This is a genomic window from Enterobacter sp. BIDMC 26, assembly GCF_000534435.1.
Lineage (GTDB): Bacteria > Pseudomonadota > Gammaproteobacteria > Enterobacterales > Enterobacteriaceae > Enterobacter > Enterobacter ludwigii.
On record NZ_KI973182.1, the window covers coordinates 710,133 to 721,926 of the forward strand.

9 protein-coding genes are annotated in these 11,794 nt (G+C 53.6%); all 9 read left to right on the forward strand.

Annotation, left to right across the window (positions count from 1 at the left end; all coding sequences use genetic code 11):
* Window positions 1-38 precede the first annotated feature (38 nt).
* The 9 genes from L462_RS19930 (at window position 39) to lpxK (ending at window position 11,753) form a co-directional block, all read left to right on the forward strand.
* Entirely contained in the window at window positions 39-731 is a 693-nt protein-coding gene (locus L462_RS19930) for a DUF421 domain-containing protein (protein WP_032677796.1), read from the forward strand.
* 162 nt (window positions 732-893) lie between these two features.
* Entirely contained in the window at window positions 894-1,982 is a 1,089-nt protein-coding gene (gene serC, locus L462_RS19925) for a 3-phosphoserine/phosphohydroxythreonine transaminase (protein WP_025204554.1), read from the forward strand.
* Between the two features lie 68 nt (window positions 1,983-2,050).
* Window positions 2,051-3,334, forward strand: a complete 1,284-nt coding sequence (gene aroA / locus L462_RS19920; RefSeq protein ID WP_032677797.1) for a 3-phosphoshikimate 1-carboxyvinyltransferase — start codon at window positions 2,051-2,053, stop codon at window positions 3,332-3,334.
* A gap of 253 nt (window positions 3,335-3,587) precedes the next feature.
* Window positions 3,588-4,271, forward strand: coding sequence for a (d)CMP kinase (gene cmk, locus L462_RS19915; RefSeq protein WP_014169386.1), 684 nt, complete (start codon window positions 3,588-3,590; stop codon window positions 4,269-4,271).
* Window positions 4,272-4,381: 110 nt separating this feature from the next.
* The gene (rpsA, locus tag L462_RS19910) at window positions 4,382-6,055 is read left to right on the forward strand and encodes a 30S ribosomal protein S1 (RefSeq protein ID WP_014169387.1); all 1,674 of its coding nucleotides are present in this window, start codon (window positions 4,382-4,384) and stop codon (window positions 6,053-6,055) included.
* A gap of 171 nt (window positions 6,056-6,226) precedes the next feature.
* Window positions 6,227-6,514 (forward strand): integration host factor subunit beta, encoded by a 288-nt coding sequence (gene ihfB, locus L462_RS19905; RefSeq protein WP_008499965.1) that lies wholly within the window; start codon window positions 6,227-6,229, stop codon window positions 6,512-6,514.
* A 215-nt stretch (window positions 6,515-6,729) separates the two neighbouring features.
* Complete coding sequence (locus L462_RS19900; RefSeq protein ID WP_032677798.1) at window positions 6,730-8,994, forward strand: ComEC family protein; 2,265 nt, start codon at window positions 6,730-6,732, stop codon at window positions 8,992-8,994.
* Window positions 8,995-9,030: 36 nt separating this feature from the next.
* Entirely contained in the window at window positions 9,031-10,779 is a 1,749-nt protein-coding gene (gene msbA / locus L462_RS19895; protein WP_032677799.1) for a lipid A ABC transporter ATP-binding protein/permease MsbA, read from the forward strand.
* On the forward strand, window positions 10,776-11,753 hold the full coding sequence (lpxK, locus tag L462_RS19890; RefSeq protein WP_032677800.1) for a tetraacyldisaccharide 4'-kinase: 978 nt from the start codon (window positions 10,776-10,778) through the stop codon (window positions 11,751-11,753). The genes msbA and lpxK overlap by 4 nt, the downstream gene beginning before the upstream one ends.
* Window positions 11,754-11,794 lie beyond the last annotated feature (41 nt).

Genomic DNA, 11,794 nt, shown 5'->3' on the forward strand with positions numbered 1-11,794 from the left:
TGCTTACAGACAGTAACTTACTGTTAAGGCATAGAAAAATGAAAGCATTTGATCTCCAGCGGATGGCGTTTGATAAAGTTCCTCCCGAATTTTTGGGCGAAGTGGCCCTGCGCAGCCTGTATACCTTTGTATTGGTCTTCCTGTTTCTCAAAATCACCGGGCGGCGTGGTGTCCGGCAGATGTCCCTCTTTGAGGTGCTGATTATTCTGACGCTGGGTTCAGCGGCGGGGGATGTCGCCTTTTACGACGATGTGCCGATGGTGCCGGTCTTTATCGTTTTTGTCTCACTGGCGCTACTTTACCGGCTTGTCATGTGGCTGATGTCGAAAAGTGAAAAGCTGGAAGATCTTCTCGAAGGGAAGCCGGTGGTTATCGTCGAGAACGGGCGGCTGGCCTGGGAAAATGTACAGAGTGCCAACATGACCGAGTTCGAGTTTTTTATGGAACTGCGTCTGAATAGCGTTGAACAACTCGGGCAGGTGCGGCTGGCAATCATGGAAACGAACGGGCAAATCAGCGTCTATTACTATGCTGACGACGAGGTGAAGCCGGGGCTCTGTATTCTGCCGGATATGCTTATTGAGCGTTTCATGACCGTGCCTGAGTCAGGCGAATATGCCTGTATAAGATGTAGCCATGTTGTGGCGATGCAGCCGGGCGATCATCAATTATGTCCCCGCTGTACAAATCCGGAATGGACGAAGGTTAGCCGGGCCAAACGCCTTACCTGACAGCCATATTGTCGGTTTTGCCGCAGTGAGATGGCAGATTGTATTGTGTGACGCGGGACACATTTCACCGGTCATAAGTTTTAGACATTGCGGCGCGTGTCACTGAATGATAAAACCGATATCCACAGTTATAACTTATTGCTTTTAGCGTGGTGAGGGGAAATGGCTCAAGTCTTTAATTTCAGTTCAGGTCCGGCGATGTTGCCGGCAGACGTGCTTAAACAGGCTCAACAGGAACTTTGCGACTGGAACGGTCTGGGTACGTCGGTGATGGAAATCAGCCACCGTGGTAAAGAGTTTATTCAGGTGGCGGAAGAGGCAGAAAAGGATTTTCGCGATCTGCTGAACATTCCCTCAAACTACAAAGTTTTGTTCTGCCACGGCGGTGGCCGCGGTCAGTTTGCTGGCGTCCCGCTGAATATCCTCGGCGACAAAACCACGGCAGACTACGTTGATGCGGGTTACTGGGCGGCAAGTGCGGTTAAAGAAGCCAAAAAGTACTGCTCGCCAAATGTTATCGACGCCAAAATTACCGTTGATGGCCTGCGTGCCGTGAAGCCGATGAGCGAATGGCAGCTCTCTGATAACGCTGCGTACCTGCACTATTGCCCAAATGAAACCATCGACGGGATTGCCATCGACGAGACCCCGAACTTCGGTAAAGACGTCGTGGTTGCAGCCGATTTCTCCTCTACCATTTTGTCCGCGCCAATTGACGTCAGCCGCTACGGTGTTATCTATGCGGGTGCGCAGAAAAATATCGGCCCGGCGGGTTTGACGATCGTCATCGTGCGCGAAGATTTGCTGGGTAAAGCCCATCAGTCTTGCCCGTCTATTCTGGATTATACGGTCCTCAACGATAACGACTCCATGTTCAACACCCCCCCTACGTTTGCCTGGTACCTCTCTGGACTGGTCTTTAAATGGCTCAAGCAAAACGGCGGCGTGGCGCAGATGGACAAAATCAATCAGCAGAAAGCCGACCTGCTGTATGGCGTGATCGATAAGAGCGATTTCTACCGTAACGATGTCGCGAAAGCTAACCGTTCTCGTATGAATGTGCCGTTCCAGCTGGCGGACAGCAACCTGGATAAAGTCTTCCTGGAAGCGTCCTTCGCTGCAGGCCTGCATGCGCTGAAAGGCCACCGTGTTGTAGGCGGTATGCGTGCCTCTATCTATAACGCGATGCCGCTGGAAGGGGTTAAAACCCTGACCGATTTCATGATCGACTTCGAACGTCGCCACGGTTAATTACGCTGTTTTCACCCCCGTAGCCCTGCTGCGGGGTTTTTATTATGTTGAGTTGAGAGTTAAGTTTCATGGAATCCCTGACGTTACAACCTATCGCGCGGGTAGATGGCACTATTAATCTGCCTGGTTCAAAAAGTGTCTCGAACCGCGCTCTGCTGCTGGCAGCTCTGGCAAACGGCACCACCGTCCTCACAAACCTGCTGGACAGCGATGACGTGCGCCATATGCTCAATGCGCTGAAAGCGTTGGGAGTTCATTACACGCTGTCTGACGACCGCACCCGCTGTGAAGTGACCGGCAACGGCGGCGCGTTACGCTCGGCTGAAGAGCGTGAACTGTTTCTGGGTAATGCGGGGACGGCGATGCGACCGCTGGCGGCGGCCCTGTGCCTGGGCAGCAACAATATTGTGCTGACCGGTGAGCCACGCATGAAAGAGCGTCCCATTGGCCATCTGGTAGATGCCCTTCGTCAGGGCGGCGCGCAGATTGAGTATCTGGAGCAGGAAAATTACCCGCCTATGCGTCTGCGCGGTGGTTTCAATGGCGGTAACGTCGAGGTGGATGGCAGCGTCTCCAGCCAGTTCCTGACGGCTCTGCTGATGACTGCGCCGCTGGCACCACAGGATACGGTCATCACCATCAAAGGCGACCTGGTCTCTAAACCGTACATTGATATTACGCTGCACCTGATGAAAACCTTTGGGGTTGAGGTGGAAAACCGCGCTTATCAGCAATTCGTGGTTCGCGGTGCGCAGCAGTACCAGTCTCCGGGTCATTACCTTGTGGAAGGTGATGCTTCGTCTGCCTCCTATTTCCTGGCGGCAGGGGCGATTAAGGGCGGTACGGTGAAAGTGACCGGCATTGGCCGTAACAGCGTTCAGGGCGATATCCGTTTTGCTGACGTGCTGGAAAAAATGGGCGCCACGATTACCTGGGGCGATGATTTCATCTCCTGCACCCATGGCGAGCTGAACGCTATCGATATGGACATGAACCATATCCCGGATGCGGCGATGACCATTGCCACGGCGGCGCTCTTCGCAAAAGGCACCACGACGCTGCGTAACATTTACAACTGGCGCGTAAAAGAGACTGACCGTCTGTTCGCAATGGCGACCGAACTGCGTAAAGTGGGCGCCGAAGTGGAGGAGGGCGAAGACTACATCCGCGTCACGCCTCCGGCAAAACTGCAGTTTGCGGAAATCGGCACCTATAACGATCACCGCATGGCAATGTGCTTCTCGCTGGTGGCGCTCTCCGATACGCCGGTGACCATTCTCGACCCGAAATGTACGGCGAAAACCTTCCCGGACTACTTCGAGCAATTGGCGCGTATCAGTACCCCTGCCTGATTTGCCTTCGCGCCAGCCTCTGTGCTGGCGCGCTTACAGCGTTCCCACTCATTGACGTGATGATCTACACTTCTGAAGATGTGCGCCTGCCGCCTGCAAGCAACGCGAACGATGTAGAAGTATCATTGCGCAATAATTCTTCATCTAAATACCTGTAATTCGCGTTTTTGCACACAACGTTAACGATTGTGGGCATTGGCGCGTATAATGCGCGGCGTTTACGTTAACGGTATGCCTGTTTAAGGAGATAAAGATGACGGCAATTGCCCCGGTCATAACCATTGATGGCCCAAGCGGTGCAGGAAAGGGCACCTTGTGCAAGGCAATGGCGGAAGCATTGCAATGGCATCTGCTGGACTCTGGTGCTATTTACCGCGTGTTAGCGCTTGCGGCGCTGCATCACCATGTTGATGTGGCCTCCGAAGACGCGCTGGTTCCGCTGGCTACCCATCTTGATGTTCGCTTTATCTCAACCAACGGAAATCTGGAAGTGATTCTCGAAGGTGAAGATGTCAGCGGTGAAATTCGTACTCAGGACGTGGCGAATGCCGCTTCACAGGTTGCCGCTTTCCCGCGCGTGCGTGAAGCACTGCTGCGCCGTCAACGCGCCTTCCGCGAACTGCCTGGCCTGATCGCTGACGGGCGTGACATGGGAACCGTTGTCTTCCCTGATGCGCCGGTGAAAATTTTCCTCGACGCCTCCTCGGAAGAACGGGCTCAACGCCGCATGCTTCAGTTGCAGGAAAAGGGGTTTAGTGTTAACTTTGATCGCCTTTTGTCCGAGATAAAAGAGCGCGATGACCGCGATCGTAACCGCGCCGTCGCCCCACTTGTTCCTGCAGAAGATGCATTAGTTCTGGATTCAACCAGTTTAACTATTGAGCAAGTGATTGAAAAAGCGCTACAATATGCGCGCCAAAAACTGGCACTCGCGTAATTGCGACCGATTTAGCAGTACCCCCGCTGCAATGGATTGACGGCGGGTATGTGAAACAACCCCATCCGGCACGGAGCCAGGTGGACGTTATATTAACCTGAAGATTAAACATGACTGAATCTTTTGCTCAACTATTTGAAGAATCCTTAAAAACAATCGAAACCCGTCCGGGTTCCATCGTTCGTGGTGTTGTTGTTGCTATCGACAAAGACGTAGTACTGGTTGACGCCGGTCTGAAATCTGAGTCCGCCATTCCGGCAGAGCAGTTCAAAAACGCCCAGGGCGAGCTGGAAATCCAGGTTGGTGACGAAGTTGACGTTGCTCTGGATGCAGTAGAAGACGGCTTCGGCGAAACCCTGCTTTCCCGTGAAAAAGCTAAACGTCACGAAGCTTGGATCACGCTGGAAAAAGCTTACGAAGAAGCTGAAACTGTGGTCGGTGTTATCAACGGCAAAGTTAAAGGTGGCTTCACTGTTGAGCTGAATGGTATTCGTGCGTTCCTGCCAGGTTCTCTGGTAGACGTTCGTCCAGTCCGTGACACCCTGCACCTCGAAGGCAAAGAGCTTGAGTTCAAAGTAATCAAGCTGGACCAGAAGCGTAACAACGTTGTTGTATCCCGTCGTGCCGTTATCGAATCCGAAAACAGCGCAGAACGCGATCAGCTGCTGGAAAACCTGCAGGAAGGCATGGAAGTCAAAGGTATCGTTAAGAACCTCACTGACTACGGCGCATTCGTTGACCTGGGCGGCGTTGATGGCCTGCTGCACATCACCGACATGGCTTGGAAACGCGTTAAGCACCCAAGCGAAATCGTGAACGTGGGCGACGAAATCACTGTTAAAGTGCTGAAGTTCGACCGCGAGCGTACTCGTGTATCCCTCGGCCTGAAACAGCTGGGCGAAGATCCATGGGTAGCTATCGCTAAGCGTTACCCAGAAGGTACTAAACTGACTGGTCGCGTTACCAACCTGACTGACTACGGCTGCTTCGTTGAAATCGAAGAAGGCGTTGAAGGCCTGGTGCACGTTTCCGAAATGGACTGGACCAACAAAAACATCCACCCATCCAAAGTTGTTAACGTTGGTGATGTAGTGGAAGTTATGGTTCTGGATATCGACGAAGAACGTCGTCGTATCTCCCTGGGCCTGAAACAGTGCAAAAACAACCCATGGCAGCAGTTCGCGGAAACCCACAACAAGGGTGACCGTGTTGAAGGTAAAATCAAGTCTATCACTGACTTCGGTATCTTCATCGGCCTGGACGGCGGCATCGATGGCCTGGTTCACCTGTCTGACATCTCCTGGAACGTTGCAGGCGAAGAAGCAGTTCGTGAATACAAAAAAGGCGACGAAATCGCTGCAGTTGTTCTGCAGGTTGACGCAGAGCGTGAACGTATCTCCCTGGGCGTTAAACAGCTCGCAGAAGATCCGTTCAACAACTGGGTTGCACTGAACAAGAAAGGCGCAATCGTAAACGGTAAAGTCACTGCAGTTGACGCTAAAGGCGCAACCGTAGAACTGGCTGACGGCGTTGAAGGTTACCTGCGCGCTTCTGAAGCTTCACGTGACCGCGTTGAAGATGCGACTCTGGTTCTGAACGTTGGTGACGACGTTGAAGCTAAGTTCACCGGTGTTGACCGTAAGAACCGTGCAATCAGCCTGTCTGTTCGTGCTAAAGACGAAGCTGATGAGAAAGATGCAATCGCCACTGTTAACAAACAGGAAGATGCAAACTTCTCTAACAACGCAATGGCTGAAGCTTTCAAAGCAGCTAAAGGCGAGTAATATCAGGTTGTCCGCATCATTTTGAGCTGTAACGCATTTACAGCGAGAAGGATGAGGAGCAAACTTGACAGATTAGAGGATTCGTCCTGTAATCAATAACAAAGGGCGGCTACGGCCGCCCTTGTTTAATGAGCTGTTCAGCTAATTGGTTTGAAAGGAACCGGAGGAATCATGACCAAGTCAGAATTGATTGAAAGACTTGCCAGTCAGCAACCGCATATCCCTGCGAAAGCAGTGGAGGATGCCGTAAAAGAGATGCTGGAGCATATGGCCTCCACTCTTGCCCAGGGCGAGCGCATTGAAATCCGCGGTTTCGGTAGTTTTTCTCTGCACTATCGTGCTCCACGTACCGGGCGTAACCCGAAAACTGGCGATAAAGTCGAACTGGAAGGTAAGTACGTTCCACACTTTAAGCCGGGTAAAGAACTGCGCGATCGCGCCAACATTTACGGCAACTGAGTTTAGCCATCAGCGCTAAACTGGGTTCGAAAGAAAGCACCTGCGGGTGCTTTTTTTGTGCCTGCCGCTTTTATTCTGAAGATGCCGCGCAATTTTCCTTTTGTTTTCTGCAAACGGATAAAAATGTTTCAGCGCCCGCTGTAAACCGTGTTTCTTCTGGCTGACGACTCACCCTGCCTGCTTCCATACTGTCACCCTCAAACAGGGAGGTAGTAATGGGCATTCCCGCGATAAGTTTTTGCGCCATTCTGGCGATCATGCCGTTACTCTGGTTACCCGTCCTGCCTGAACGTCATACCGTGTGGGTAATGATAGCCAGTGGGATAGCGCTGGCCGCCCAGCGATACAACGTCCTGAAGTATATGGGGATCATGGTGTTATTTTGTGCCTGGGGTCTTCTTGCTGCGCAGGAAAGCGTCTGGCCGATGCAACATTTAACGACGGGAGCAGTGCAGGCAGAGATAGAAATCACGGCCACCGATGGTGCAACAATGCATAAGGGCAACATTCTGCGTGTCGATGGTCAACGCTGGTGGGCATCCACGGGCGTGACGCTGTATGGCAATTACCTGCCGCAAAAGGTGTGTGCCGGTCAGCGCTGGGCCATGACGCTCAGGCTCCGGCCTGTGCATGGCGAGCTAAACGACGGGGGATATGATCCCCAGCGAAGCGCCTTTGCCCGACACCAGACGCTCAGCGGACGTTTCACGCAGGCGAAAATCGTCGATGAAAACTGCAGCTTGCGTGCTCAGTACCTGATGTCTCTGCAACAGCGACTTTCTGCTTTTCACTGGGGCGCGGTTATGCTTGGGCTGGGGATGGGAGAACGTCTGGAGGTGCCCCGGGAAATTAAAGATCTGATGCGCGACACCGGCACGTTGCACCTGATGGCAATTTCGGGTCTGCATATTGCGCTGGCCGCATCCATCGTCTGGTTACTTGCGCGTGGGCTTCAGTTTTTGATGCCGGGCCACTGGATCCACTGGCAGATTCCTCTCCTGGCCGGGTTGCTCTTTGCCGCTTTCTACGCCTGGCTTACCGGGCTGCAACCGCCCGCATTGCGAACGGTTATCGCACTTGCCGTGCTGGCGGCATTGCGCATTGGCGCCCGTCAGTGGTCTCCCTGGCAGGTGTGGTGTTGCTGTATCGCGGCAATCCTGATAAGGGATCCCTTAGCCGTGCTTTCTCAAAGTCTGGCCCTTTCAGCTTTTGCCGTCGCCGCGCTGATTTTCTGGTTTCAGTGGCTGCCTCTTCCTCGCGGGCACCGGGTTCGCTGGTTACAGCCTTTGCTGAATCTGCTCTATCTGCAAACCGGCATGTTGCTTCTGCTCATGCCATTACAGGTGCTGATTTTTCATGGGTTTAGCCTCTCTTCCCTGGTGGCTAATCTCTTTGCCGTCCCCCTGGTCACTTTAGTCTGCGTACCGCTGATCCTGGCCGGAATGTTGCTTCATCTGTTGCCGCTGACGGCGCTGGAAAGTGCCCTCTGGCTTGCAGCCGATAAATCCCTGGGGGGGTTGTTCTGGATGCTGATGCGCCTGCCGGATGGCTGGCAGAATGTAGATGAACGGTGGCAATACCTGACGTTATTGCCCTGGCTTGCCATTATCGGCTGGCGCTTTCATGCCTGGAAATCCGTTCCTGCAGTTTGTCTGGCAGGGAGTATCTTACTGGCATTTCCGCTCTGGCGAACGGTGAGGAGTGAGGGCTGGACACTGCATATGCTGGATGTGGGGCAGGGACTGGCAATGGTCATTGAACGCCATGGTAAAGCCCTTCTTTATGATACCGGGCTCGCCTGGCCGGGTGGTGATAGCGCCCGGCAGTTAATCATTCCGTGGCTACGCTGGCACCATTTGCAACCAGAAGGCGTCATTCTCAGTCATGAGCATCTCGACCATGCGGGCGGCCTGGCGACGCTGCAAAAAACATGGCCCACGTTATGGATAAGAAGCCCGTTAGGCCGGGCGGAACATCGGCCTTGTTTTCGCGGGCAGAGATGGATGTGGGAGGGGTTAACCTTCACCGTCCACTGGCCACCTGCGGGCTATTCCGAAAGGGGGAACAATCGCTCCTGCGTGGTAAAAATCGACGATGGTGAGCAGAGTGCGTTGCTTACGGGGGATATTGAAGCGCAAGCGGAACAGACTATGCTTAGCCATTACTGGCGTCATCTGACGTCCACTGTAATACAGGTACCCCATCATGGCAGCAATACGTCTTCATCATTGCCACTGGTGCAGCGGGTAGAGGGGAGGATCGCGCTCGATTCTGCGGCCCGCTATAACGCATGGCATTTTCCGTCGGCAAAAGTTATCAGACGTTATCGAAAAGAGGGCTATATCTGGCACGATACCCCCCATTCTGGACAAATATCGGTGACATTCTCGCAAAATCGATGGCAAATACAGCGCGTACGTGATGAATATTTACCGCGTTGGTATCATCAGTGGTTTGGCGCGCCCGTAGATAACGGGTAGAATATGCGGCTATTTCAACAGATGCTGGTTTTTTGAATGCATAACGACAAAGATCTCTCCACGTGGCAAACCTTCCGCCGACTCTGGCCGATGATTGCACCTTTTAAAGCAGGCTTGATCGTGGCGGGTGTAGCGTTAGTCCTCAACGCAGCCAGCGATACGTTTATGTTATCGCTTCTCAAACCGTTACTGGATGACGGTTTTGGTAAAACAGATCGCTCAGTGCTGATATGGATGCCACTGGTGGTTATTGGACTGATGATCTTACGCGGTATCACCAGCTACATTTCGAGCTACTGTATCTCCTGGGTTTCCGGGAAAGTCGTTATGACCATGCGCCGTCGGCTGTTTGGCCACATGATGGGCATGCCAGTAGCGTTCTTTGATAAGCAGTCTACCGGTACCTTGCTGTCACGTATTACCTACGACTCCGAGCAGGTGGCATCATCGTCGTCCAACGCGCTGATTACCGTGGTGCGTGAAGGTGCATCGATTATCGGTCTGTTCATCATGATGTTCTATTACAGCTGGCAGCTGTCACTGATCCTTATCGTGCTGGCACCGGTTGTCTCTATTGCTATTCGCGTCGTTTCAAAGCGTTTTCGCAACATCAGTAAGAATATGCAGAACACGATGGGCCAGGTTACGACCAGCGCTGAGCAGATGCTGAAAGGGCATAAAGAGGTGTTGATTTTCGGCGGGCAGGAAGTCGAAACCAAACGCTTTGATAAAGTCAGCAACAAAATGCGTCTGCAGGGGATGAAAATGGTTTCGGCCTCTTCAATTTCTGACCCTATCATCCAGCTGATCGCTTCTCTGGCGCTGGCCTTTGTTCTGTATGCGGCCAGCTTCCCGAGCGTGATGGAGACGCTGACGGCAGGTACCATCACCGTGGTCTTCTCATCGATGATTGCCCTGATGCGTCCGCTGAAATCACTGACGAACGTCAACGCTCAGTTCCAGCGCGGGATGGCTGCCTGCCAGACCCTGTTCAGCATTCTGGATACCGAACAGGAGAAAGATGAAGGTAAACGCGAGATTGAACGCGCCCACGGCGATGTTGAATTCCGCAATGTGACTTTCTCCTATCCTGGCCGTGAAACGCCGGCTTTGCGTAATATCAACCTGTCCATTCCCGCGGGTAAAACCGTTGCGCTGGTAGGCCGCTCCGGCTCTGGTAAATCCACCATCGCCAGCCTGATCACCCGTTTCTATGATATCGACGAGGGTGAAATCCTGCTGGATGGCCATGACCTGCGGGAGTATACCCTGCAGTCCCTGCGTAACCAGGTGGCGCTGGTCTCCCAGAATGTGCATCTCTTCAACGATACAGTGGCAAACAACATTGCCTATGCGCGTACAGAAGAGTACAGCCGTGCGGAGATTGAAAAGGCGGCTCGTATGGCCTATGCGATGGACTTTATCAACAAGATGGATAACGGTCTGGATACCATTATCGGTGAGAACGGTGTACTGCTCTCCGGTGGCCAGCGCCAGCGTATCGCCATTGCTCGTGCGCTGTTGCGTGATAGCCCGATTCTGATTCTGGATGAAGCAACCTCTGCGCTGGATACGGAATCTGAACGTGCCATTCAGTCTGCGCTGGATGAGCTGCAAAAGAACCGTACGTCGCTGGTGATTGCGCACCGTCTGTCGACTATCGAGCAGGCTGACGAAATCGTCGTTGTTGAAGATGGCGTGATTGTCGAACGCGGAAGCCACTCTGATTTGCTGGCGCACCGCGGCGTGTACGCCCAACTGCATAAGATGCAATTCGGCGAATGATTGCACGCATCTGGTCCGGTGAATCACCGCTGTGGCTGCTGCTTCTGCCGCTTTCCTGGCTTTATGGCCTGGTGAGCGGCCTCATTCGTCTGCTTTACCGCCTGGGGTTAAAGCGAGCATGGCGCGCGCCGGTGCCGGTTGTCGTGGTGGGTAACCTGACGGCTGGCGGCAACGGTAAAACACCGGTGGTGATCTGGCTGGTGGAGCAACTGCAAAAACGCGGTATACGCCCAGGCGTGGTATCGCGTGGGTATGGCGGAAAAGCGGCACAGTATCCCCTGTTGCTGACGGCGGAAACTACGACCGCTGAAGCGGGTGATGAGCCAGTATTGATATACCAGCGTACAGGTGCACCTGTTGCGGTTTCCCCGGTACGCAGTGATGCCGTTCAGGCACTTCTTGCCGAACACACGGTAGACATTATTATTACTGACGATGGTCTGCAGCATTACGCGCTGGCGCGTGATAAAGAGATTGTGGTCATTGACGGGGTTCGCCGGTTCGGTAACGGCTGGTGGCTACCCGCCGGACCAATGCGCGAACGTGCTTCGCGTCTCAGGTCCGTTGATGCGGTGATTGTTAACGGTGGAGAGGCCAAACCGGGTGAGATCCCTATGCATCTCAGGCCGGGAATGGCGGTGAATCTGTTGACCGGAGAGCGCCGTGCTGTCTCGTTGTTACCCGCGCTGGTGGCCATGGCGGGTATCGGTCATCCTCCGCGTTTCTTCGCGACGCTGGAACAGTGTGGTGCCCGGCTTGAAAAACGCGTTCCGCTGGCCGATCATCAGGCGCTGGTGCCAGATCAGGTCGCGGCCCTGACTGCGCCGGGGCAGACGCTAATCATGACTGAAAAAGATGCGGTGAAATGCCGTGCCTTTGCGAAGGATAACTGGTGGTATCTGCCGGTTGACGCTGAACTCAGCGGTGAGCAACCGGAACAATTGCTCAAGGAACTGATTGCGTTAGTGCAGTAATGGCTTACGCGGTTCTGGTGGCGCTTTGACTGACAGGAAAA